General features: G+C 64.3%; 10 protein-coding genes and 1 pseudogene. All 11 read right to left on the reverse strand.

Annotation, left to right across the window (positions count from 1 at the left end):
• Positions 1–191: 191 nt before the first annotated feature.
• On the reverse strand, positions 192–2,861 hold the full coding sequence (locus tag HLH45_RS14220; RefSeq protein WP_008571503.1) for a methyl-accepting chemotaxis protein: 2,670 nt from the start codon (positions 2,859–2,861) through the stop codon (positions 192–194).
• 647 nt (positions 2,862–3,508) lie between these two features.
• On the reverse strand, positions 3,509–5,770 hold the full coding sequence (locus HLH45_RS14225) for a methyl-accepting chemotaxis protein (protein ID WP_008578295.1): 2,262 nt from the start codon (positions 5,768–5,770) through the stop codon (positions 3,509–3,511).
• A gap of 207 nt (positions 5,771–5,977) precedes the next feature.
• A complete protein-coding gene (locus HLH45_RS14230; protein ID WP_046931801.1) occupies positions 5,978–8,239 on the reverse strand; it encodes a methyl-accepting chemotaxis protein in 2,262 nt (753 codons plus the stop codon).
• Positions 8,240–8,823: 584 nt separating this feature from the next.
• Complete coding sequence (locus tag HLH45_RS14235; RefSeq protein ID WP_031422468.1) at positions 8,824–11,298, reverse strand: methyl-accepting chemotaxis protein; 2,475 nt, start codon at positions 11,296–11,298, stop codon at positions 8,824–8,826.
• 107 nt (positions 11,299–11,405) lie between these two features.
• Positions 11,406–13,655 carry a methyl-accepting chemotaxis protein gene (locus HLH45_RS14240; RefSeq protein ID WP_046932738.1) on the reverse strand — a complete coding sequence of 750 codons (2,250 nt, stop codon included), beginning with the start codon at positions 13,653–13,655 and terminating at the stop codon, positions 11,406–11,408.
• Between the two features lie 193 nt (positions 13,656–13,848).
• Positions 13,849–14,141: pseudogene (locus HLH45_RS14245) on the reverse strand (hypothetical protein).
• Between the two features lie 156 nt (positions 14,142–14,297).
• Positions 14,298–16,409: a methyl-accepting chemotaxis protein gene (locus HLH45_RS14250; protein ID WP_046931843.1), complete on the reverse strand. Its 2,112-nt coding sequence runs from the start codon at positions 16,407–16,409 to the stop codon at positions 14,298–14,300.
• 577 nt (positions 16,410–16,986) lie between these two features.
• Entirely contained in the window at positions 16,987–19,245 is a 2,259-nt protein-coding gene (locus tag HLH45_RS14255; RefSeq protein WP_008577045.1) for a methyl-accepting chemotaxis protein, read from the reverse strand.
• A 500-nt stretch (positions 19,246–19,745) separates the two neighbouring features.
• The gene (locus tag HLH45_RS14260; RefSeq protein ID WP_008577047.1) at positions 19,746–22,004 is read right to left on the reverse strand and encodes a methyl-accepting chemotaxis protein; all 2,259 of its coding nucleotides are present in this window, start codon (positions 22,002–22,004) and stop codon (positions 19,746–19,748) included.
• 221 nt (positions 22,005–22,225) lie between these two features.
• Positions 22,226–24,598 (reverse strand): methyl-accepting chemotaxis protein, encoded by a 2,373-nt coding sequence (locus HLH45_RS14265; protein WP_008577048.1) that lies wholly within the window; start codon positions 24,596–24,598, stop codon positions 22,226–22,228.
• 13 nt (positions 24,599–24,611) lie between these two features.
• On the reverse strand, positions 24,612–25,373 hold the full coding sequence (locus tag HLH45_RS14270) for a transporter (protein ID WP_008577050.1): 762 nt from the start codon (positions 25,371–25,373) through the stop codon (positions 24,612–24,614).
• Between the last annotated feature and the right edge of the window lie 267 nt (positions 25,374–25,640).

The following is a 25,640-nucleotide window of genomic DNA, read 5'->3' on the forward strand; positions in this document are numbered from 1 at the left end:
GGTGTCCTAAGCACTTCAGCAGCGCCAGCAGAAAACTGTCTGGCGCGGTGTCCTTGCCGGTTGCCGGACCGTTGGCGGCATGGATGCCGCCATCGAGCCGCCATGGACGGTTTTATGGCATGTCCCGCGGGCGGTGAGGGCAGCGCGCCCTCGATGCTGTGATCTGGCTGCAATGAATCGTCGTTGCCGTCTCAGCTGTAGGCATGGCGTGCGTTGGACAGCAGGGTGCTCAGGCGGTCCTGTGGCTCCAGGCGGAACACTGCCACCGCATCCACCAACTGTGCGGCCTGGTCTTCCATCGAGCGCGCGGCGGCAGTGGCTTCTTCCACCAGCGCGGCGTTCTGCTGGGTGGTTTCGTCCATCTGGGTGACGGTCTGGTTGACCTGGGTGATGCCTGCGGCCTGCTCGCGCGAAGCGCTGGTGATTTCGCCCATGATGTCGGTGACGCGCTGTACCGAGGTCACCACCTGCTGCATGGTGCTGCCGGCTTCGGAAGCCAGTGCCGCGCCGTTGCCGATGCGGGTGACCGAGTCTTCGATCAGGTGCTTGATCTCCTTGGCCGCGCCGGCCGAGCGCTGTGCCAACGTACGGACCTCCGAGGCCACCACAGCAAAGCCACGACCCTGCTCGCCGGCACGCGCCGCTTCCACCGCCGCGTTCAAGGCCAGGATATTGGTCTGGAAGGCGATGCCGTCGATCACGCTGATGATCTCGGCAATCTTTTTCGACGAGGCGTCGATATCGGCCATGGTGGTGACCACGCGGTTCACCACATCGCCGCCCTTTGCCGCCACACCGGCAGCATCCAGCACCAGGCGATTGGCCTGGTCGGCGTTGTCGGCGTTCTGCTTGACGGTGGCGGTGAGCTCTTCCATGGAGGCTGCGGTTTCTTCCAGCGCGGCCGCTTGCTGTTCGGTGCGACGCGACAGGTCGCCGTTGCCGGTGGCGATTTCGGTGGCGGCCGAATTGATCGTCAGCGACGAGTCCTTGATGCGGCGCACGATACCGGCCAACTGGTCGGCGGTGGCGTTGGCGTCGTCGCGGATGGTGGCGAAGACGCCCTGCAGCGCGCCGTCCATGCGTGCGGTCAGGTCGCCTTGCGACAGCGACGAGAGCAGGGCGGAGACGCGCGACAGACCGTCTGCGTTGTTGTCCAGCAGCGTGTTGAGCTGTTGGGCCAGCAGCAACAGGAAGCCCTGCTTGCCGCGCACGTCGATCCGCTCGCTGAGGTCGCCGGCCGCGGCGGCTTCCACCACGTGCGCGACTTCCTGTTCAACCTGCACTTCCTGGGTACGGTCGCTCCATTCGACCACATAGCCCATGCGCTCGCCGGTGGCAGCCACGACCGGGCTGACCACTTCCTGCACGATGCGGCCGCCGATTTCGACCTGTGCGGTGTGCGTACTCTTGAGTTGATCCAGCAGGCGTGCCTGCTCGGGATTGCGATGGAACTGGTCGATGCGGGTATTGCCCAGTGCAGCGGCATCGAAGTTGGGAAGATCGTGCCGCAGGACGTCCTGCATCTCCGAAAGCATGCGCTGCAGCGGGCGATTGACGTAAATGATGCGGCGCTCGGCGTCGGCGATCATCACATTGGTGCTGACGTCGTCCAAGGCGGTGCGCACGCGCAGTGCTTCGCTGGCGATCAGGTGGTCGCGTTCCAGGCGCGCGCGCAGGTCATCGCGCATGGTGCGCGCGTTGAGCAGCAGGCGACCGAGTTCGTCATGCCGGTCGATGTCAATCGCGTTGTCCAGGCGGCCGGCCGCCACGTCGCCAAGCACGCGTTCCACTGCCAGCAGCGGGCGGGTGACCATCTTGCGCGCGGCAATGAACACCACCGCGATGCACAGTGCCAGCACCACCAGCGAGAACAGCAGCATGCTGCCCATCAGCGCGTCCAGCGGGCCGTCGATGGCACTGCGCGGCTGCGCGCCAATCACTGCCCACTGCCACGGCGCGTAGCGCTGTGCGGTGACTTCGAAGGCCTGGCTGGCGCCCTTGCCATCGCGCAGCTGCAGGTTGGCGCTGGGCTGCTTGCCGTCCAGCACTGCCTGCAACAGGGCCTGCTGTTCGGCCGGCACCAGTGCCGCTAATGTGGCCGGGGTGCCCGGCGGAGCCGCGATGATCTGGCCCTGGTGATCGCCCGGCGACATGTCGGCAATGACGAAATAGCCGTCCTGGCCCAGTTTGGTGGTGCTGACCTGGGCCTTGAGCGCGGCCAGGCCTTGGGTGTAGTTGCGCCCGACGAACAGCGCGCCAATGACCTCGCCGGCGGCATCGCGCAGCGGCTGGTAATGGGTCATGTACTGCTCGCCGAACAGCTGCGCCTGGCCGGTGAAGCTCTTGCCTTGCGACAGGGCGGCGTAGGCCTTGCCCTTGCGATCGAGCAGGGTGCCGATGACGCGTTCGTTCTGCTTGTTACGCAGCGAGGTGGTGATGCGCACGAAGTCGTCGCCGGTACGGGCGAAGATCGTGGCAACGCCGCCGGTCGCCTTGGCAAAGCGGTCCACGGCGTCGAAATTGAGATTCAATGCCTGCTTGCCGGCACGCAGCGAGGGGGTGTTCTGCTCGCCGATGGTGACCGTGCTGGCGCTATCGAGTTCGCGCGCGCCGGTGGGGAGCATGTCGTCGAACACGCTGCCCAGACGCTGGGTGCCTTCGCTGAGCGTGACGTCGTACATCGCCACCGACTGCTGCATCAGTCGGGTGCTGGAGCGCAGCTCGGCCTTGACCTGCGATTCGATATCGCCAGCGGACTGGCGATAGATGGTCAGGGCCAGCAGCCCCAGCGAAATGGCGATGACCAGCGTGAGCAGTGCGGAGAGCCGCGTACCGACCGAGAGGCGGTTGAAGGAATGCATGAGGAATCGACCTTGCCCGGGGGAGGGCGTTACGAATGCGTGAGTTTGGTAGCGGCCGTTTATGCTCGAAATTGATTGTTCCCGTTGAAATCAGCACAAAATTGGGCATTCCATTCAGCATTCGCTGGCTGAAAGCGGTTTCACATCGTCCACCTTGTCACCGACGATTGTAAATTTTGGGTGAAACCAAAAGTGTCCTTGAGGGAGGCGACGGGCCGCATACGGCGGGCGAAATGGCGCCTTGCGGCCGCCCGTCCGAGCAACATCCTGGGCAACCAATGCGAGGGTTGCGCAGTCGCCAGGCGGTTATGGCCGGAGCCGGAATTGGCTCACATCCTCGGTTGCTACGCACCGCTTCGCCTGAAGAGCGCTGGTGCGGTCTGTCGGTCTTACTCCGGGATGGCAGCAAAAAAAAGGCCGCTTCCCCTCGCAAGGGAAGCGGCCCACAAGATCTGCGGAGCGCGGATCAAAGGCTCTCGAAACGTCTGTGTTGCTGGACAACGGTGTTGCGTGAAACGCGCATCGGCAGCTGCGACCGGTTGACGATGAGTACGGCGGCCGAATGCACCACCGCGACTAAAAACGATCCCGCTGGCGGTGCCGGTCGCCCGCCACTGCCGGCGACCGGTGGGCTCCGGCGCCGTCGCTTAAAACTCCTGCCAATTGCCATCGCCAACGGTCGACGTGGTTGCACTCACTGCCACGCGCCGCGGTGTCGCCGCGGCCACGGCGGCACGTGCAGCCGGGCGCGTCGCCGGCCGCTGGTGGCTCACAGCGCTGGCGATGGCTGACAACTTGCGTGCCACCGGTGCGTTCGCATCGACCTTGAAGACCGCCACCGCTTCGGTGAGTTGCTGTGCCTGTTCTTCCATCGCGCGCGCGGCGGCAGTGGCTTCTTCCACCAGGGCAGCGTTCTGTTGGGTGGCCTCATCCATCTGCGTGACGGTGAGGTTGACCTGTTCGATGCCGGCCGATTGCTCCTGCGAGGCAGCGGAAATTTCGCCCATGATGTCGGTGACGCGCTGCACCGATGAGACGATTTCGGCCATGGTGCGGCCCGCCTGGTCCACCAGCTGCGAGCCGTCGGTGACGCGCTGCACCGAGTCGCCGATCAGGTCCTTGATCTCCTTGGCGGCGGCTGAGGAACGCTGCGCCAGCGTACGCACTTCACTGGCCACCACGGCAAAGCCGCGGCCCTGCTCGCCGGCACGTGCCGCTTCCACCGCCGCATTCAAGGCCAGGATATTGGTCTGGAACGCGATGCCGTCGATGACGGAGATGATGTCGGCGATCTTCTTCGACGAGGCCTGGATGCCCGCCATGGTGTCCACGACCTTGCCGACGACCTCGCCGCCTTGCGACGCCACGCTGGCCGCACCGATCGCCAGTTGATTGGCCTGGCGTGCGCCCTCGGCATTCTGCTTGACGGTAGAGGTGAGCTCTTCCATCGAGGCAGCGGTTTCTTCCAGGTTGGCGGCCTGCTGTTCGGTACGTTGCGACAGGTCGTTGTTGCCGGCGGCAATTTCGCTGGCAGCCGCATTGATCGAGACCGCCGAGGTCTGGATGTGCCCGACGATACCGGCCAGTTGCGTCACCGTGGCATTGGCATCGTCGCGCATCTGCGCAAACACACCCTGGAATTGGCCATCCATGCGCGCAGTGAGATCGCCCGCAGCAATGGCCTGCAACATGCCCGACAACGCTTGCAGGCTGCCATCGGCAGTGGCCATCAGCTGGTTGAGGCTCTCGACCATGATGCGGAAGTCGTACTGGAACCGCGCTGCGTCGCCACGCGCACTGAAGTCGCCGGCCGCAGCGGCTTGCGCCAGCTGCTTGATCTGCCGATTCATCGCGGCCAGGTTGTGTTTGACCTGCGCCATGGTCTCGGTGAGTTTGGCCTGTTCGCCGGGCAGGGCGTCCATGTCGTCGCTGAGGTCGCCGATCGCATAGCGGCCCATGATCTGCGCCAGGCGCGCGGTGACCTGGATGTGGCTGTCGACCAGCGCATTGGTGTCGCCGGCCATGCGGCCGTAGTCGCCGGGGAACACGCCGGCATCCATGCGGAAGCTCACCTGGCCGGCATCGTGGCGCTTGGCCATGTCCAGCTGGGCGGTAATGAGGTTGCGCACCTGCGACTGCATCTTGTCCATGGCCTGCAGCAGACGCCCGGTTTCGTCGCTGGCATCGCTGTGCACAGCGTTATCGAGCTTGCCCTCGGCGATCGCTTCGGCAGCGCGGGTGGCGCGGCTCAGCGGCCGGGTGAGGCTGCGGGTGATCAGCAAGCCCAGAGTGCCGCTCAGCAATACCACCATCAGCGAACCGCCCACCAGCAACTTGCGCGAATCGTCCATGGACTGCAATGCCACTTCGGCTGCTTCGGAGGCGAGCTTGTCCTGAAGGGCAATGTTCTCGCCGATCTTGTCCTGCCATTTCTGCATCGCCGGTGCGGCCTGGGTAAGCATCAGCGGCAATGCTTGATCGCTGTGGCCAGACATCACCAGGTCGACGACCTGGTTGTTCAAGTCGCGCACCGGCTGCCCGAGGCGGTCGATCTCGGTACGGATGCCGATGCCCTGCGGCGAAGACGGGATGGCGTACAGCGCATCGTGCGCCTTCGCGTAGTCGGCGCGCGCCTGCTTGATGGATTCGATGAATTTCAGATTGTCTTCGTTGCTGGTCGGCAACACGACATTGCGTAGCTCCGCGGCGATGACGTAGTTGGCATTCATCATGTCGTTGGAGAGGCGGATCTTGGTCATGTTCTGGTGCACCAGGGCATCCACCAGCGCACGTGCAGAGGTCAGCCCGCGATAGCCGATGAAGGCGATGAACCCGGACAGCAGGATCAGCACGGTGAAGGCGGCAGCCAGGCGCGGCCCGACATTGAAACGCAGCAGAAGAGAGTTCATGGAATCGCTCGGCTCTAAAAGGTGGAATGCGGTTGCGCTGACAGGCTGGAAAAACGCATTGCGCTCACGTTGCTTGTCGCCAAAGCAGCGTTATCGGCGCTGCCTGCAATCGATTGAGTGAGCTCGGACGCTTGATACAGCTGGTTCTCAGGAATAAACACGGCAGTCGTTCGCAACCGACTGCCGTGCGTGACGCTGCCTTTGCGATCAGAACTCCTGCCAATCGCCCAGCTCTGCGGCCGATGTGGCGTTGCCCGCAGGACTGCGACGTGGCGATGCGGCCGCCGGGGTGACGCGTGCTGCCGGGCGCGGCGCGAAGCGGGCATTGGCCGGTGCGCTGGCAATGGCCGACAACCGACGCGCCACCGGTGCATGCGCAGCCACCTTGAAGACCGCCACCGCTTCGGTCAGTTGCTGGGCTTGTTCTTCCATTGCGCGTGCGGCGGCGGTGGCTTCTTCCACCAGCGCGGCGTTCTGCTGGGTGGTTTCGTCCATGCTGGTCACGGTCTGGTTGACCTGCTCGATACCCGCATACTGTTCCTGCGAAGCCGAGGAGATCTCGCCCATGATGTTGGTGACGCGCTGCACGCTGGCGACGATCTCGGCCATGGTGGTACCGGCCTGATCGACCAGGGTTGCGCCTTGCGTGACCTTTTCGACCGAGTCGTCGATCAGGTGCTTGATCTCCTTGGCAGCACCGGCCGAACGCTGCGCCAGCGTGCGCACCTCGGAGGCGACCACGGCGAAGCCGCGACCCTGTTCGCCGGCGCGCGCCGCTTCCACCGCCGCATTCAAGGCCAGGATATTGGTCTGGAATGCGATGCCGTCGATGACGCTGATGATCTCGGCGATCTTCCTGGACGAGCCCTGGATGTCGGACATGGTGGTGACCACCTTGGCCACCACATCGCCGCCTTGCGAGGCCACCGCAGCGGCGCCGATGGCGAGCTGGTTGGCCTGGCTGGCGTGCTCGGCGTTCTGCTTGACGGTGGAGGTGAGCTCTTCCATCGAGGCGGCGGTTTCTTCCAGGTTGGCGGCCTGCTGTTCGGTACGCTGCGACAGATCCTGGTTACCGGAAGCGATTTCGCCCGAGGCCAGGCCGATCGCGTCGGCTGCGATCTGGATGCGGCCGACGATGCTGGCCAGTTGTTCGGCGGTGGCATTGGCGTCGTCGCGCATCTGCGCGAACACGCCCTGGTATTGGCCACTCATGCGCGCGGTGAGGTCGCCGGCAGCGATCGACTGCAACAAGCCGGAGAGCGATTGCAGGTTGCCGTCGGCGGTGGCCATCAAGGTGTTGAGGCTTTCCACCATGATGCGGAAATCGAACTGAAACTGCTCGGCATTGCCACGCGCGGTGAAGTCGCCATTGGCCGCAGCCTGCGCCAGCTGCTTGATTTCGTTGTTCATGGTCGACAGGTTGTGCTTGACCTGGTTCATTGCCGCGGTGATGGCCGCCTTCTCGCCGGGCAACTGCTGCATGTCTTCGGACAGGTCGCCGATGGCATAACGCTCGATCAGGTGGATGGTCTGCATCTTCACCTTGATGTGCGCGGCCACCAATTCGTTGGTGTCATTGGCCATGCGGCCGAAATCGCCCGGGAACGCGCCGGCATCCATGCGGAAGCTGATCTGGCCTTCTTCATGGCGCTTGGCCATGCCCAGCTGTGCGGCAATCAGATTGCGCAGCTGGCCCTGCATGTTGTCCATGGCATGCAACAGGCGACCGGTCTCGTCGTTGGAGTTCGCGCTGACGTCGTTGTCCAGGTTGCCTTGGGCAATGGCTTCGGCCGCGCGCGTGGCGCGCGTCAGCGGAACCACCAGGCTGCGGGTGATCAGCCATGCCAGCAAGCCGCTGATCAGCACCACCGCCAGGCCGCCACCAATCAACATGGCTCGCCCGCGGGCCATCGCCGTGGTGGCCAGCGCATTGGCTTCCTGGGCACGTTGGCGCTGCAACGCCGAATACTCCAGCAGCGCGTCCTGCCATGCCTGCGTGGCCGGTGCGGCACGCTGCAACAGCAAGGGCATCGCTTCGTCGGTTTTGCCGGCCAGGTCCAGGTCGATCACCTGCTGGTTGAGCGCGCGGGCGGCCTGGTTGTTGGCATCGATCCTCTCACGTAGCGCCTGAGCTACAGGCGTTGCCGAGAAGGTGTAGAGCTTGTCGTGTGCTTCCTTGTAGATGCGGCGTTGCTCTTGGATGATCGCCACGAAGTGTTGATTTTCTTCGTCTGGCGTCGGCAATACGATGTTGCGCAGCTGCACGGCAATGACCGACACCGCGTTGTTCATTTCCTGCAGCCGCTGGACGATCACCATGTTGCGATTAGCGAGCGTATCCAGGCTTTGGCGCGCCTGCGCCAGCGTATACAGGCCAGCGACGACCAGGGCGCAGGACAGCAGGATCAGCGTGCCGAAGGCGAAGCCCAGGCGCTTGCCGACGTTGTAGCGTTGAAGAAGAGCAATCATGTTGGGATCTCGAGGGCGATGGGCAGGAAAGGGGCAGTGCGCAGGGCGGGGAGGCGTACTGGGTACGCTGGTGGCGCCGATGCGGGCATGCGTCGAACCGATCCATCGAGCGTTGCGACATCAAAAGGTCGCAACGCCAGCGATTGCAGGGCAGGTACACGTGCTTGAGGTTGGTAACGGCGCCCTGTCGGTGCTGCTGAACTCGCTAGCCCGGACGCGTATGGGTTGGCGTCACCGAGGTGAGCCTGGTGTGCACAACCGCCTGGAAATGCCTGTCAAACGGGGCATTCCTGGGGCTCTGAAAGATCGCGCCTTCACTTCCTGCTCACAGGCCTGACAGCCCATCAGGCGCCTGGATCCAGGGCGGTTTGGCATGTGTGGCTTGGATCTGCGCTCGCGCAGGGCCGCTCGACGCCTGCGCGCTGGCAATAGCGCTCTGCCGATCGCACTGGGCGAAGCGCGTGCGCGTTGATGATGTGCGGCCGTTGCGCCGGTGCCTGACCGATGCAGGCAGCGGGCAGTGAAAGGTGGGACGCAGGCGTGCGCGCAGCGTCCCAGGGGCCGATCGACCGCCAGGCGTTGCCTCAGGCAGCGTGGCCCAGGCGGCGATGCGCAGACCCGGCCTGCAACTGGAACACCGAGACCGCATCGCGCAATTGCTGCGCCTGTTCTTCCATCGACCGGGCGGCGGCGGTGGCTTCTTCCACCAGCGCGGCGTTCTGCTGGGTGGCCTGGTCCATCTGCGCGACGGTCTGGCCAACCTGTTCGATGCCTTGCGACTGCTGCTGCGAGGCCTCGCTGATCTCATGCATGATGGTGGTGACGTTCTGCACCGAATCGACGATGTCCTGCATGGTGCGACCGGCCTGGCCCACCAGCTGGCTGCCGTGTTCGACCCGGCTGACCGAGTCCTCGATCAGGTGCTTGATCTCTTTTGCCGCGCCGGCCGAGCGTTGCGCCAGCGTGCGCACTTCACTGGCCACCACCGCAAAGCCACGGCCTTGTTCGCCCGCGCGTGCCGCTTCCACCGCCGCGTTCAAGGCCAGGATATTGGTCTGGAAGGCGATGCCGTCGATGACGCTGATGATGTCGGCGATCTTCTTGGATGCAGTCTGGATGCCGGCCATGGTGCCCACCACCTCACCCACCACCGCACCGCCTTGCGAGGCGACCGTGGCCGCACCGACCACCAGCTGGTTCGCGCGGCGCGCATGCTCGGCGTTGTTGCGCACGGTGGAGGTGAGTTCTTCCATCGAGGCAGCGGTTTCCTCCAGATTGGCCGCTTGCTGTTCGGTGCGCTGCGACAGGTCCTGATTGCCGGTGGCAATTTCGCTGGCGGCATCGTTGATGGCATTGGTGGACTGCTGGATGCGCCCGACGATATTGGCCAGCTGGGTCACGGTGGTATTGGCGTCGTCGCGCATGCGCGCGAACACGCCATGGAAATCGCCGTGCATGCGGGCGGTGAGGTCGCCCGCCGCAATCGCCTGCAACACCGTCGAGAGCGCGTGCAGATTCGCATCGGCGGTGGCCATCAAGTGATTGAGGCTGTCCACCATCGCGCGGAAATCGTACTGGAAGCGCTGTGCGTCGCCGCGTACGCTGAAATCGCCATTGGCTGCGGCCTGCGCAAGCAGCTTGATCTGGCTGTTCATCGCCGACAGGTTGGCCTTGACGGTATCCATGGTGTCGGTGAGCACGGCCTTTTCGCCAGGCAGGCGCTCCATGTCCTGGCTCAGGTCGCCGATGGCATAGCGCGACATGATCTGCGCAAGCTTCATCTTGACCGCAATGTGCGAGCCCACCAGCGCGTTGGTGTCGTGCACCATGGTGGCGTAGGCACCGGGGAAACTGTCTGCCTGCATGCGGTAGCTGATCTGGCCGGCATCGTGGCGCTGCGCCATTTCGCTTTGCGCGCTGAGCACGCGCTGCAGTTGCCCTTGCATCTGGCGCATGGTGTCGAGCAATTGACCGGTTTCGTCGCGGCCGGCGGCACTGACCTGATCGTCCAGCCGACCCTGCGCGATATTGGCGGCCACCGTCGCGGCGCGGCGCACATTGCGGGTCAGGCGCGACAAGGTGTACCAGCACAGCGCGGCGATCAGCAGCGCCAGCACCGATAGGCCGGCGATCGCTTGCCACATCGCGTTGCGTGCGTCGACCAGGTGACGTTCGGATTGCCGCTGCAGCGCTTGCAGGGACACGTTGCTGAGGTCCCGCATGGTCTGGCCCAGCGCATCGAGTGCGGCATTCCACTGTGCGTCTGCCTTGGCATCGCTGCCGTCCAGGGCGGACCCCAGTGCAGCCAGTGCGGCGCTTGCCTGGGTCGCTTCGGCCTTGGCGGCATCGGCCAGCGCAGGGTCGGGCTGTTCCAACAAGCCCATCGCCTTGTCCAGTTCATGGCGGAAACGCACATGGTTTCGGTCAAGTTGATCGAGCTGCTCGCGCAGCATGGCGCGGCTGTCGCCCGCCTGCGAGGGGTCGCTGGCGGCGTCCAGACGGGTCAGCGATTCGGTGGTCTCGGGGCTGTAGATCAGCGTGGACACCACCAGGTGGTAGCTCTCGATGTACGGGGTGTAGACCAGCTGGCTGTCGTCGCGCAATGCATCGAGCGCGGCGAAGGCCTGCTCGCTCACGGCGGCGTAGCCTTCTGCGGCGGCACCGGCAACATGGCGCTGCTGCAAGGCCAGCAATTGCTTCTGGCTGCGTTCGAAGCCGGGCATGCCGGCCGTGGTGGCGAGCAGCTGGGCGAGATCGCGCTCGGCGCGCTGCGCGGCGTCTTTGGCGGCGCTGCCGCTATCCACATGGGCTGCGTGCAGGTCGGTGATCAGGCCCAGCATTTGGCCAAGCGGCGCGTAGCTGCGCAATTCGTTGCTACTGATGGCGACGCTTTCATTGAGCTTGCCGCTATAGAGCAGCACCGGAATGACCAGCCCCACCAACGCAAGCACGCCGATGATGCCGAGTTTCCTGGCGATGGCCAGGTCGTCCCAACGGCTGGTCCAGCGGCGTGGCGAAGCGGGAACGGTCTGCGGCGACAGGGTGGGTGAGGTGGTCATTGTTGCGTCTCATGGATGTAAGCAGGCTATCGGCTAACGACGTGTACGCCTTTAACGGGTCGGCAGCGCTGCCGACCCGTCCGGTTCAGTCAGTGCTGGCGATCTGTTCAGAACTCCTGCCAGCTGCTGTCGTTGCTGGGCGCAGCGACGACGGCGCGCAGCGTGGCGGCAGGGGCGCGGCCGGCTGCCGCCGCCCTGGCCGAAAGCGCGGGCGCTGCTGTCGGGCGTCGTGAGGCTGCACGCGATGCCTGCGATGCATCACTGCTGTCGGTCTTGAAGACCGCCACGGCCTCGGTCAATCCGAGCGCCTGTTCTTCCAGCGCGCGTGCGGCGGCAGTGGCTTCTTCCACCAGCGCGGCGTTCTGCTGGGTGGTTTCGTCCATCTGGGTCACCGTCTGGTTGACCTGCTCGATGCCGGCCGACTGCTCCTGCGAGGCCGCGGAGATCTCGCCCATGATGTCGGTGACGCGCTGCACGCTGGTCACGATTTCGGCCATGGTGGTGCCGGCGCTGTGCACCAGCAGCGAGCCTTCGGCCACGCGCTGCACCGAATCGTCGATCAGGCTCTTGATCTCCTTGGCCGCTGCGGTGGAGCGCTGCGCAAGCGTACGCACTTCGCTGGCCACCACGGCAAAGCCGCGGCCTTGTTCGCCAGCGCGCGCCGCTTCCACCGCGGCGTTGAGCGCCAGGATATTGGTCTGGAACGAGATGCCATCGATGACGCTGATGATGTCGGCGATCTTCCTGGACGAAGACTCGATCCCGCTCATGGTCTGGACCACCTTGCTGGCGATCTCCCCGCCCTGCGACGCAACGCGGGCGGCGCCGATGGCGAGCTGGTTGGCCTGGCGTGCGCTTTCGGCGTTCTGCTTGACGGTGGAGGTGAGCTCTTCCATCGAGGCCGCGGTTTCTTCCAGGTTGGCGGCCTGTTGTTCGGTACGCTGCGACAGATCCTGGTTGCCGGCGGCGATTTCGCCGGTGGCCGCGCTGATGCTGCCGGCCGCGCCCTGGATCCGCACCACGATGCGCGTGAGCTGTTCGGTGGTGGCGTTGGCGTCGTCGCGCATCTTGGCGAACACGCCGTGGAAGTTGCCGTGCATGCGGGCGGTGAGATCGCCGGCGGCGATCGATTGCAACAGTGCCGACAAGCTGCCCAGGCTGGTGTCGCTGACCTCCATCATCGCGTTGAGGTCCTGCACCATGCGCAGGAAATCGTGCTCGAACCGCTGCGCATCGCCGCGTGCGCTGAAGTCGCCGGCAGCCGCCGCGCTGGCCAGGCGCTTGATCTCGGTGTTGATCGCCAGCAGGCTGGCCTTGGCCGCATCCATCGATTCGTGCAGCACCGCGCGGCTGCCTGGCAGGCGCCGTGCATCGCGGCGCAGATCGCCGCGTGCGTATTCGTTGAGCACTTCGATGGCATCGACGATGGCGTCCAGGTGCTCGAACATCATCGTGTTGATGCCCTTGCTCAGTTCGCCATACACGCCGGGGAAGTCCTGCGGCATGCGGTGGCTGATGTCCTTGTCGGCGTGCAGCGCGATCATTCGCGTGGTTTCGCCGGAGAAACGCTGCAACTGCGTCTGCATCCTGGCCATGGCGCTGAGCAGCCGGCCCGGCTCGTCGGTGGCGGTGGTGTGCACGTCGCTGTCCAGGCGACCTTCGGCGATGGCCTCGGCGGCACGGGTGGCACGGCTCAACGGCTGGGTCAGGCTGCGGGTGATCCACCAGGCCAGCAGGCTGCTGACCAAGATCACCGCAAGGCCGCCGGCGATCAGCAATGCCCGGCCACGATCCATCGCGGTGTTTGCATCGGCATAGGCCGCCGCGCCACGGCTGCGCTGGCGTGCGGCATATGCATTGAGCGCGTCCTGCCATTGCTGGTTTGCCGGTGCGGCCTGCTGCATCAGCGCCCTGAGCGCCTGGTCGGGCTTGCCGTTCATGCCTAGGTCCAGCACCTGCTGATTGGCGACACGCGCCTTTTCGCGGGCAAGATCGATTTGCCGACGCATTGCCGCACCATTGGCGTCGGACGGCGGGATGGCGTACAGCTTGTCGTGGATGTCGCTGTAGTACTGCCGCTGCTGCTCGACGATTTTTGCGAAGCCGATGTTCTCTTCCTGCGTGGTCGGCAGCACGATGTTGCGCAGGTTGACGGCAATGTCCGCACTGGCGCTGCGCATCTCGCCGACATATTCCAGGATCGTCATGTTGCGCTTGACGATCGAATCCATGCGCCCGCGCGCTTGCGCCAAGGTCATCAGGCCCGCGACCACCAGGCCGCAGGACAACAGGATCAGAAAGCCGAACGCTGCGGAAAGGCGGGTACCGACGTTATAGCGTTGGAGAAAGCCGATCATGAAACATACCTGCCGGGAAGGAGGAGAGGGAGGCGCTTGGAGGCAACGGCGGCGGCCTCGCGATCACGGTCGGCACCCGCTGCAAGCTAGGGCGGCCGCATGACGCCTGGCGCTGGCGCTGCTGGCGTGCGTCGGCTCCGTCCCGATTGCAGGGCAGGTAGCGGCGACCTGGTCGTATACTTGAGCTCGCTATTTAGCGTTTGTTATAGCTGGCATCGTTCACGGAAGCGGGCAGCGACGCGTGCCGATGCAAGGCCCTGCCGGGCGAGGTGCAGCAGCGATGAGCGCGCGCGAAGGGAAGGGCGCTCGACATGCACGCCGGTCGGGGCGCCAATGCCACCTTGCGGCTGATGTTCCAGTGGGTCTTTGGGGAAGGGCCGATCAGAAAGGGGCAAGTCAGCCGACGCGTGCCGGCTGCAGGCGCGTGTCGCCCTGGCGGTTCGCGCTGGCAGTCGACGCCCTCCAGGGCGCAGCAGTCTGGCCCATCGCCAGCGGCGCCCATCAATGCAATGAGGGCCCGAGCCAGCGCATGCGGGTTGCATATGCTGGCTCGGGCCCTGCGTGTTGCAACGACTGATGTGTGGAGCGGCTGCCTGGCGCACGGCATCAGTGAGCACTCCCACCGACGCCAGTGCGTGCTGATCAGAACTCCTGCCAGCTGGTGTCGACGGTCGTCGATGCAGCAACCGCGCGCGGCTTGGCGGCAGCGCTGCCGCCGATCGAGGTCAGCTTGGCGCGCACGGCCGGCGCCGCCTTGGCGACGGATGCCGTGCGGACCGTGCTGGTGGTGCCTTGCTCGGTCTTGAAGACCGCCACGGCCTCGGTCAATCCGACCGCCTGTTCTTCCAGCGAGCGCGCGGCGGCAGTGGCTTCTTCCACCAGCGCGGCGTTCTGTTGGGTGGTTTCGTCCATCTGGGTGACGGTCTGGTTGACCTGTTCGATGCCGGCCGACTGTTCCTGCGAGGCGGCAGAGATCTCGCCCATGATGTCGGTGACCCGCTGCACGCTGGTCACCAGCTCGCCCATGGTCCTGCCAGCGGTATTGACCAGCACCGAACCGGCGGCCACACGTTCGACCGAGTCGGCGATCAGGTCCTTGATCTCCTTGGCGGCGCCGGAAGAGCGCTGCGCCAGCGTGCGCACTTCGGAAGCCACCACGGCGAAGCCGCGGCCTTGCTCGCCGGCACGCGCCGCTTCCACCGCCGCGTTCAAGGCCAGGATATTGGTCTGGAAGGCGATGCCGTCGATGACGGAGATGATATCGGCGATCTTCTTCGACGAGGCCTCGATGCCGGCCATGGTTTCGACCACCTGGCCGGCGATCTCGCCGCCCTGGGTGGCCACGCTGGCCGCGCCGATGGCGAGCTGGTTGGCCTGGCGTGCGCTTTCGGCGTTCTGCTTGACGGTGGAGGTGAGCTCTTCCATCGAGGCGGCCGTTTCTTCCAGGCTGGCAGCCTGCTGTTCGGTACGCTGCGACAGGTCGCTGTTGCCGGCAGCGATCTCGCTGGCAGCGGTCTTGATCGAGATGGCCGAGGCCTTGATGCCGGTGACGATTTCGGCCAGCTGCACGGCGGTGGCATTGGCATCGTCGCGCATCTGTGCAAACACGCCATGGAACTCCCCGCTCATGCGGGCGGTGAGGTCACCGGCAGCGATCGACTGCAACAAGCCCGAGAGGGATTGCAGGTTGCCGTCGGCAGTGGCCATCAAGGTGTTGAGGCTGTCCACCATCACCCGGAAGTCGTGCTGGAAATTCTCGGCATCGCCGCGGGCGCTGAAGTCGCCATTGGCGGCGCATTGGGAAAGGTGCTTGATGGCGTGATTGACCGAAGACAGGTTGCCCTTGACCTTGGCCATGGTGTCGCTGAGCACGGCCTTGTCGCCGGGCAGGGCTTCCATGTCTTCGCGCAGGTCGCCGACAGCGTATTGGCCCATGATCTGCGCCAACCGCATCATCACGGCCACATGCGAGGCGGCCAGGTCGTTGTTGCCGCGCACGATGGTGGCGTAGTCGCCAGGAAACGCTGCTTCGTCCAGGCGGAAGTTCAGCTCGCCCTGATCGTGCCGGCGCTTCATTTCCTGCTGGCCGTGCAAGACTTTCTGCAACTGCTGCTGCATCTTGCTCATGCTGGCGAGCAGGCGACCAGTCTCGTCGGTGCCGCTGCTGTCCACGCTGATGGACACGTTGCCGGCGGCAATCGAATCGGCCACGTGCGAGGCCTCACCCAGGCGATTGATCAGGCGACGACGGATCAGCCAGCCGCTGGCCAGCGCCACCAGCACCGCGACGCCGCTGCCGATGATCATCGACCAACGGCTGCTGGCCTTGGCGGCCTTCAAGGTTGCGCTGCGCTTGACCAGCAATTCGTTTTCCTGCGCTTCGAAGTCGACCAGCAGCTGACGGATCTGGCCCATCGCCGCACGTTCATGGCCGGCCTTGAATTGCGTCAGCAGTGCGGACAGCTCTGTATCACTGCTTTTGCCGCGCAGCGCGATCAGGTTGTCCTCAAAGCCCATGAACTGCTCATACGCCGCATGCAGGCGCTGCAGGCGTTCCTGCTGCACCGGGTTGTCGGCGGTCAAGGTCTTGGCGTTGGTGAATTCCTGTTCGAACTGCACCTTGCCGTTGTTGTACGGCGTGAGATGCTGGTCCTGCCCGGACAGCATAAAGCCGCGCGCGCCCGTCTCGATGTTGACCGTGGCAATGGACATGGCGCGGCCGGTGCCGATGACCTGATAGGTGTGGTCGTTCATGGCCACCGCGTCCGACAGCTGGGACTGCCCACGTAGGCCTACCGTTGCGACGATCAAGAGCACAAGAACAACTGTGCCGAAACCCAGTGCCAGTTGTGTCGAAAGACTTAGCTGTTTCATCGAATGTGCCTTGAGGTGGTAACAATCTGAGTAGTGGGAGCCATCCGTTCGGTCCCCCGTGATCGGCCGTGTGGTGGCGCAGTGCAGTGAGGCGTTCTCGCGCTCGCAGGCGTGCCTCGTTGCTGACATAGCTAGCGGCGCAACCACTCTCGACTGAAGAGTTTCGTCACGCATTCGTCACGCAATTTCGATGGCATTTATGTTCGAAAAAAGCGGGCTCTGCCGATGCGGGCTGTTGGCGATGGCACCCCGGTCTGATCAAGCGCATGCAAAGCCGGGGCGGGGCGTCAGTGCAGGCGCCACCGGAGGTTTTTTGTGTGTGCGCAAGCCCCATGCGGCCGTGCTGCCGCGACGCATGTGATGCCCGGCAATGCGCCTGGCGCCAGAAGCACTGCCCATAAAAAAACACCGCGCTCGCCGGCGAGCGCGGTGTCCAGGTGCAGCCCCGGGGCCGGTATTAGAACTCGGCCCAATTGGACGCGTCGTTTGCGACCGACGCGACGGCGGCGCGTGCCGTCGGGCGTGCGACAGGCGGCTTGATTGCAGGCTTGCTCACCGCAACCGGACGCTTGGCGGCAATCTGGCGCACCGCCGGCGCGGTGCGGGTTACCGTTTCCATGTCTGCCGACAGACGGAACAGTGCCACCGCTTCGGTCAGTTGCTGGGCTTGTTCTTCCATTGCGCGTGCTGCAGCGGTGGCTTCTTCCACCAGCGCGGCGTTCTGCTGGGTGGTTTCGTCCATGCTGGTCACGGTCTGGTTGACCTGCTCGATCCCGGCAGACTGCTCCTGCGAGGCCGCGGAAATCTCGCCCATGATGTCGGTGACGCGCTGCACGCTGGCCACGATCTCGCCCATGGTGGTGCCGGCGCTGTGTACCAGTACCGAGCCTTCGGCCACCCGTTGCACGGAGTCGTCGATCAGGTCCTTGATCTCCTTGGCCGCGCCCGAAGAGCGCTGCGCCAGGGTGCGCACTTCCGAAGCCACGACCGCAAAGCCACGGCCCTGTTCGCCGGCGCGTGCGGCTTCCACTGCCGCGTTCAAGGCCAGGATATTGGTCTGGAACGCGATGCCGTCGATGACGGAAATGATGTCGGCGATCTTCTTGGACGAGGCTTCGATCCCGCTCATGGTGCCAACCACCTTGCTGACGATCTCGCCGCCCTGCGAGGCCACTTTGGCCGCACCGATGGCGAGCTGGTTGGCCTGGCGTGCGCTTTCGGCATTCTGCTTGACGGTGGAGGTGAGCTCTTCCATCGAGGCAGCGGTTTCTTCCAGGTTGGCAGCCTGCTGCTCGGTACGCTGCGACAGGTCCTGATTGCCGGCGGCGATTTCGCTTGCCGCACCCCTGATCGACGTGGCCGAGGCCTTGATGCCGCTGACGATCTCGGCCAGCTGCGTAGCGGTGGCATTGGCATCGTCGCGCATCTGCGCAAACACGCCGTGGAACTCGCCACTCATGCGGGCGGTGAGGTCGCCGGCAGCGATCGCCTGCAACAAGCCCGAGAGCGATTGCAGGTTGCCGTCGGCGGTGGCCATCAAGGTGTTGAGGCTGTCCACCATCACGCGGAAGTCGTACTGGAAACGCTCGGCATCGCCGCGGGCGCTGAAGTCGCCATTGGCCGCCGATGTCGCCAGGTGCTTGATCTCGGTATTCATCGCCGACAGGTTGGATTTGACCTGCGCCATGGTGTCGGTGAGCACGGCCTTTTCGCCGGGCAGCTTGTCCATGTCCTCGCTAAGATCGCCGATGGCGTAGCGGCCCATGATCTGCGCAAGCTTCAATTTCACCGCGATATGCGATGCGACCAGATTGTTGGTATCGCTGGCCATGCGTCCGTATTCGCCTGGGAACGCCTCGGCATCGATGCGGAAGCTGATCTGGCCTTCATCATGGCGACGGGCCATGTCGGTCTGCGCGCTGAGCAGATTGCGCAACTGCTGTTGCATCTTGCTCATCGCCTTGAGCAGGCGCCCGGCTTCGTCGTTGAAGTGGGTGTCCACGTCGTTGTCCAGCTGGCCGTCGGCGATGGATTCGGCGGCGCGGGTCGCGCGGCTCAACGGCTGGGTCAGGCTGCGGGTGATGAGCACGCCCAGGGCGCCGCTCAACAATACGACCAGCAGCGAGCCGCCGATCAGCAACTTGCGCGAGTCGTCCATGGACTTGAATGCGACAGCCGATGCATCGGCTGCCAGCTTCTCCTGCAGGGCGATGTTTTCGGCAATTTTGTCCTGCCAGACCTGCATGGCGGGCGCCGCCTTGTTCAGCAGAAAGGGAAGTGCTTCGTCGCTGTGACCGGTCATCACCAGATCCATGACCTTGTCATTCAAACCCTTGACTTCGGCGCGGCGCGCATCGATCTCTGCACGCAGGATCTTGCCTTGCTCCGAGGCCGGCATGGCATACAACGCTTCGCGCGCCTTGGTGTAGTCGGCACGCGCAGACTGGATCTTGGCAACGAACTGGCGATTCTCTTCATCGCTGGTAGGCAATACCAGATTGCGCAGCTGCGTGCCGATAATGAAATTGGCGTTCATCATGTCGTTGGACAGGCGAATCTTCGCCATGTTCTGGTTCACGATGCCGTCGACCAAAGCACGTGCTGACGTCAATCCGCGATAACCGATCAAGGCGATCAGGCCCGACAGCACAATCAGCACAGCGAAGGCGGCCGCTAGACGTGGGCCGACGTTGTAACGTTGAAGAAGTGAGGTCATGACAGGGTTCCTGGCAAGCGTTGCGCGATAAAAGCGAGCGATGCGGAAACGCCAGTCGAGTGCAGTCTGACGTCTCGCTATGCCCAATAACGGCGCCTGAGAGCATCTACTGAATACCTCGATATCAAAAAAAATATAACTCAAGTTAGGCTTGTGAAATAAATTTTTATTCTGTCGGAGTTTTCCCTGTGGATTATGGTTGGCAATGCGAGCTCTACAGTATAAATTTAATTCAAATATGAAATTTATCTAATATTATATTGAATCGTACTGAAGAGTCTGTTTTCGACTGTGCGCCAAAATGAAAGCCGCGCTTTTTGAGGGCGCGGCTTCGATAACAGTTGCCATTTCAAGGCCATGCGGCTGATTGAACGACCGTACAACATGGCGAATAGTCCTACACTCGGAGACAGACTTCAGGATCCGCATACCTATGTGGTACTTGCCAGACCCGGCACAGGTCGCGCCCACTTGGCGGTGAGCGCAGCCGTCTCGCGCGCTTAGAACTCGGACCAGTCGGATTCGTTGGACGGCGCCATTGCCACTGCGGCGCGGCCCGCCGGACGCGCGGCATGCGGTTTGGTGGCAGGCCTGCTGGCCGCCACCGGGCGCTTGGCGGCGATCTGGCGTACCACCGGCGTTGCGCGGGTGACCGCTTCCAGTTCGGCCGAGAGGCGGAACAGCGCCACCGCTTCGGTGAGTTGCTGCGCCTGCTCTTCCATCGAGCGTGCAGCGGCGGTGGCTTCTTCCACCAACGCGGCGTTTTGCTGGGTGGCCTCGTCCATGTGGGTGACGGTCTGGTTGACCTGCTCGATGCCGGCCGACTGCTCCTGCGAGGCGGCAGAGATTTCGCTCATGATATCGGTCACGCGCTGCACCGAGGAGACGATCTCGGCCATGGTGCTGCCGGCCTGATTCACCAGTGCCGAGCCTTCGGCCACCTTGCTCACCGAGTCGTCGATCAGGCCCTTGATCTCCTTCGCTGCACCGGCCGAACGCTGCGCCAGCGTGCGTACTTCCGAGGCCACCACGGCAAAGCCACGGCCCTGCTCGCCGGCACGCGCCGCTTCCACCGCGGCATTCAAGGCCAGGATGTTGGTCTGGAACGCGATGCCGTCGATGACGCTGATGATTTCGGCAATCTTCTTGGACGAGGTTTCGATGCCGGACATGGTGGTGACCACCTGGCCGACCACGTTGCCGCCGTGCGATGCCACGCCTGCCGCGCCGATGGCCAGCTGGTTGGCCTGACGCGCGTGCTCGGCGTTCTGCTTGACGGTGGAGGTGAGCTCTTCCATCGAAGCGGCGGTTTCTTCCAGGTTGGCCGCCTGCTGCTCGGTGCGTTGCGACAGGTCGTTGTTGCCGGCGGCAATCTCGCCGGCGGCCGTGTTGATCGCCAGGGTGGAGTGCTTGATGCGGCCCACGATGTCGGTCAGGCGCTGGGTGGTCGCGTTGGCGTCGTCGCGCAGCCGTGCGAACACGCCGTGGAATTGCCCGTCCATGCGCGCGGTCAGGTCGCCCTCGGCCACGGCGCCGAGCAGCTGCGACAGCTTGCCCAGGTTGCGGTCGCTGACTTCCATCATCGAGTTCAGATCCGACACCATCACGGCGAAGTCGTACTTGAAGCGCTGCGCATCGCCACGCGCACTGAAATCGCCGGAGGCGGCCGCCTGTGCCAGGTGCTTGATCTCGGTGTTGATCGACAACAAGCTGGCCTTGGCCGCATCCATCGCTTCATGCAGCACCGCGCGGCTGGCCGGCAGGCGACGCGCATCTTCGCTCAGGTCGCCCTGGGCATATTGATTGAGGATGCGCACCGCATCGATGATGGCGTCGAGATGCTCGAAGATCATCGTGTTGATGCCGGTGGCAAGGTTGCCGTACACGCCGGGGAAATCTTCCGGCATGCGGTGGGTGATGTCTTCGGCAGCATGCAGGTGCGACATGCGCGCGGTTTCGTCGGAGAAACGGCGCAGCATCTGGGTCATGCCACCGGTGGCCTCCAGCATCTGGCCGATCTCGTCCTTGCTGGTCTTGCCGACCTGCACGCCCAGATCGCCACGCGAGACCGCCTGGATGGCGCCCAGCGCCTTGGCAAGCGGGCTGGTGATGCTGCGCGCGATCAACCAACCGAAGGTCACCGACAAGGCCGCCATCAGCAAGGTGCCGATCAGCAGCACGGCGCTGGTCAGCTTGAACGAGCTGGCGCTGGCAGTCACCATGTCGCCCAGCGCCTTGGACTGCTGTGCATACAGCTTGTCCACCGAGGCGAACAGTTCCTTGCGGATCTCGCCCGATTGCTTGCGCGAAAACTCCATCGCAGCGGCGCGGTCGGGCTCTGCATAGAGCTTGCGCAGCTGCTGGTTGGCGGCGAAATAGCGGGCGCTGGCATCGGTGAGCCTGGCGTACTCGGCCTTCAACGGCGAGGCCGCATCGATCTTGGCGTCCAGCTGCTTCTGCGTGTCGGCGTACTTGGCCTGGATTTCATCCATGCGCTTGAAGAAATACGCGTAGCGCTCCGGGTCTTCCAGGTTGAGGAACTGGCCCACTTCGTAGACGCGGAATTCGCCGGCAAAACCGCGCAACTCGGACAGGCGGCTCAACACCGGCACCACGTCCTGGTTGATCAAGGTGGTTTCGCTCTGCATCTGCTTCATGCGCGAAAAGCCCAAACCGCCCAGTAATGCGGTGAGCACGGCACTCAGACAGAAGGCAAACATGAGTTTGCGGCGGATTGGCCAGTCGTTGAACTTATTCATCACTTGCTCCGAAACATTGCCTAGTGGCGTTATCCAGCAAGCTAACGGCTGAAACCCCAACTTCTTTAGTTGTGAAGTATTAACGGGCAGGCAAGCGCCTGCCGATTACGCGAAAACGCCGCAATACAGTTGTCGCGGCGATGTGGCCGAGTCGCATGGCCGCTAAACAGCGCTCTGCGTCACGGCGCCAGATCCGGGCCGCCGTCGCGCGCCGGTCTTGCTCAGAAGTCCTGCCACTGGCTGTCGTTGCCGGCGGTGGCGGCGGACGCGTTCACTGCCGGCTTGCGAGCGCTCGGCGCACGCGTGCTGGGCTTGCTTGCCCGGGCAACGGCGACCACGGCGGGCGTTGTGGCCACAGGCATTGCAGCCTGCGCCTGCGGCGCATCGGCCAGGGTAAAGCGCGACACTGCGTGCGCCAGCTGGCTGGCCTGGTCCTCCATGGTGCGCGCAGCGGCAGTGGCTTCTTCCACCAATGCGGCGTTCTGCTGGGTCGCCTCATCCATATGGGTGATGGTGAGGTTGACCTGCTCGATGCCCGACGACTGTTCCTGCGACGCGGCAGCGATCTCGCCCATGATGTCGGTGACGCGCTGCACGCTGGCGACGATATCGGCCATGGTGGTGCCGGCCTGATGGACCAGCTGCGAGCCCTCGGCGACCTTGCTCACCGAATCGTCGATCAGATGTTTGATCTCTTTCGCGGCACCGGCCGACCGCTGCGCCAGCGTGCGCACCTCGGAGGCGACCACTGCGAAACCGCGGCCCTGCTCGCCGGCGCGCGCCGCTTCCACGGCGGCGTTGAGCGCCAGGATGTTGGTCTGGAACGCGATGCCGTCGATCACGCTGATGATCTCGGCAATCTTTTTCGATGAGACTTCGATGCCGGACATGGTGGTGACCACCTGCGCCACCACCGCGCCGCCCTGCGAAGCCACACCAGCCGCACCGATCGCCAACTGGTTGGCCTGGCGTGCGCTTTCCGCATTCTGTTTGACGGTGGAGGTGAGCTCTTCCATCGAGGCGGCAGTCTCTTCCAGATTGGCCGCTTGTTGTTCGGTGCGCTGCGACAGGTCGTTGTTGCCGGCAGCAATTTCGCTGGAGGCGGTATGAATGCTGCCGGCGGCCTGCTGGATACGCCCGATCACCAGCGCCAGTTGCTCGGCGGTGGTATTGGCGTCGTCGCGCATCGTGGCGAAAACGCCATGGAACTGGCCCTGCATGCGCGCACTCAGGTCGCCGTCGGCCAGCGCGCTCAGCAGGCGCGACACTTCGGCGATGCTGACCGCGTTGGCATCGAGCAAGGCATTGAGCTGTTGCGCCAGTTGCAGGAAAAAGCCTTGTTTCCCGGTACTGTCGATGCGCTTGGAAAGATCGCCGGCAGCGGCGCTACGCACCACGTCGGCAACGTCGATTTCCACGCGCGCCTCGGCCGTGCGGTCGCGCCACTCGCAGACAAAGCCCAGATGCGCGCCGGCCTCGTCGCGAATTGCCGAAACGTTCTGTGCGATGCAGGTGCTGCGGTACTGCACCTCGCGCTGGGCAGCGCCCTGGCGGTCCAGACGCTGATAGATCTCCGCGTCCTGTGCGTTGCCCACTTCCAGCAGCGAGACCGGTTGGCCGACCAGGTTGGCGGTGCGATTGAACGCGGGCGCACAGGCCTGGATATCGTCTGCGTAGGTGTGCAGCAGGTTTTGCAGCGCACTATTGGTGTAGATGATGGTGAGGTCCGGGTCGGCGATGTACATGCCGGTGGAAGCGTTATCCAGTGCGGTGCGGATGCGCAGGTTTTCGGCTGCGATGCTGCGCTCGCGCTCCAGACGCTCGCGCAGGTCGCGCTGCATGCGCGCCAATGCGGCCATCAGGCTGCGGCTGTGCTTTGCGGCGACCGGGATCGGTTGGTCCAGGCGGCCTTCGGCGATGTGTTGCGCGGCAGCCATGGCCAGCTGCGGCTCGCCGCCAAGCAGGCCGAATACCGAGCGCAGAATCCAGCCGGCCGCTAGCGCCAGGCACACGAATGCCAGCACCACGGCGCTACCCTGCTGCCACATCACGCGGTGGCTGTATTGCTCGGCCTGGCGGCGGCTGGCCTCGTTCAAGGCCAGGATGCGCTCGCTGATGGCGCCCATGCGGGTTTCAAGCTGGCCGAATTTATCGTTGAAATCCGCGTAGGCCGCTGCGCTGTCCGCATGCGTTTCGGCAGCCTTCACCACCTGGTCGGCGGATGCGATATAGGCCTGCAGCGCCGGCGTCACCGCGTCCAGATCGGCGCGCAATGCGGGGGCCAGCGGCAGTTTGCGGTTGGCTGCCAGCGACTCGCGGAATTCGCCGGCGTGTTCGCCCAATGCGCTGCGCGCGGCCGACACGGCTTTATCGTCTTTCGTGGAGGCAGCAAGCAACGCCGCGGTGACATCGCCGCGCAGGGCGTCGTGCATCATGTCCGCCTGCATATGGTTGCGCAGCGCATCGGAGGAGATGACCTGTGCGGCAATCGCATCGAGCAGGCCGCGTTGGCCGTTATAGCCCACGCCACCCAAGGCGAGCAGCGCCAATGCGGCCACCAGCACCAGGACGCCCAGCATGTGCATGATCTTCATGGTGCAACTCGTGTCAGAAGCGGAAAGACAGGCCCACGCCGAGCGCGTGATCCGGTGAGCGGTCGTTGAGTCCGCGGCTGTAGACAGCGTCCAGTTGGACGTCGTTGCTCAGCAGCCAGGCCGAGCCGACATCGAGCAGGGCCACGGTGCCGCCATCGTCGCTGTTGGCGATCTGCGGCAACGCCACTTCGACGAACGAGCGCACGCGGTCGTTCCAGGCCTTGCCGAGAACGGCACCGAAGATGCCGGCGGTATATCGATTGCCCTGGCCATCGTCGTCCCAGATCACTCCGGGCATCATGCCGGCGGAAATGCTGTCGCTGAGCTCCCATTCGGCCACCAGCCGGAACGAGGGGCGTGCACCATGGCCGCGCAACGCCTGCGCGCCGCTGGGCAGATCCACATGCAGCAACCAGGCCAGCGAAGTCTTGCCATCGTCGGAGCTGGCCAGGTGGTGCTTGATGCCGAGCGAGACGTCGGACATGCCGCTCACCTGCGCATCGCCGGGCAGGTCGATGCGCTGCCAGCCATCGGTTTCCAGCCGCAGTTCCCAGGTCTGGCCCAGGCCGTAGCGCAGTAGGGTGGGTGTGGAATACGCATCCACCGCGTCATCGCGTTCCCACGCGACGCTGGTTTCCACCTGCACGCGGCGGTCGCCGACAGTGAGGCTGGATTCCACGAAATCGGGGCGGTCGGTCGCGATCGGGTCTTCAGCGCGGGCATGACCCATCACACCCAACAGCACAAAACAGCTGGCGATAACAGACGGCTTCATGGCATCCCTTGCGTGACGACCTGCGGAAACAACTATCCGGATGCATGCGCTGGCTGCGTTGGTCGCGACAGCACGCATGCACTGCTGGACCGGCTGCTGCGGTGTGGCGCAGGCAGTCGATGTCATCCACACTAACGGCAACGCTGCATGATTCTTGATGCGCGTCGGACGAGCGGAAGGGGCAGGGCATGCACGGCGCGCCGATGACGCGCCGTGCGGGATGCAGTTGTGGAATGCAAGTAACGCTGCGTGCGTGCGATTACGCTT

Source organism: Xanthomonas euvesicatoria, from assembly GCF_013112235.1.
In the GTDB taxonomy this organism is placed as follows: Bacteria; Pseudomonadota; Gammaproteobacteria; order Xanthomonadales; family Xanthomonadaceae; genus Xanthomonas; species Xanthomonas euvesicatoria.

Coding starts and splice junctions, on each gene's coding strand:
- HLH45_RS14250 (WP_046931843.1), bottom strand. CDS start 16,409: ATGAACGACCACACCTATCAGGTCATCGGCACCGGCCGCGCCATGTCC.
- HLH45_RS14255 (WP_008577045.1), bottom strand. CDS start 19,245: ATGACCTCACTTCTTCAACGTTACAACGTCGGCCCACGTCTAGCGGCC.
- HLH45_RS14225 (WP_008578295.1), bottom strand. CDS start 5,770: ATGAACTCTCTTCTGCTGCGTTTCAATGTCGGGCCGCGCCTGGCTGCC.
- HLH45_RS14235 (WP_031422468.1), bottom strand. CDS start 11,298: ATGACCACCTCACCCACCCTGTCGCCGCAGACCGTTCCCGCTTCGCCA.
- HLH45_RS14230 (WP_046931801.1), bottom strand. CDS start 8,239: ATGATTGCTCTTCTTCAACGCTACAACGTCGGCAAGCGCCTGGGCTTC.
- HLH45_RS14265 (WP_008577048.1), bottom strand. CDS start 24,598: ATGAAGATCATGCACATGCTGGGCGTCCTGGTGCTGGTGGCCGCATTG.
- HLH45_RS14260 (WP_008577047.1), bottom strand. CDS start 22,004: ATGAATAAGTTCAACGACTGGCCAATCCGCCGCAAACTCATGTTTGCC.
- HLH45_RS14240 (WP_046932738.1), bottom strand. CDS start 13,655: ATGATCGGCTTTCTCCAACGCTATAACGTCGGTACCCGCCTTTCCGCA.
- HLH45_RS14270 (WP_008577050.1), bottom strand. CDS start 25,373: ATGAAGCCGTCTGTTATCGCCAGCTGTTTTGTGCTGTTGGGTGTGATG.
- HLH45_RS14220 (WP_008571503.1), bottom strand. CDS start 2,861: ATGCATTCCTTCAACCGCCTCTCGGTCGGTACGCGGCTCTCCGCACTG.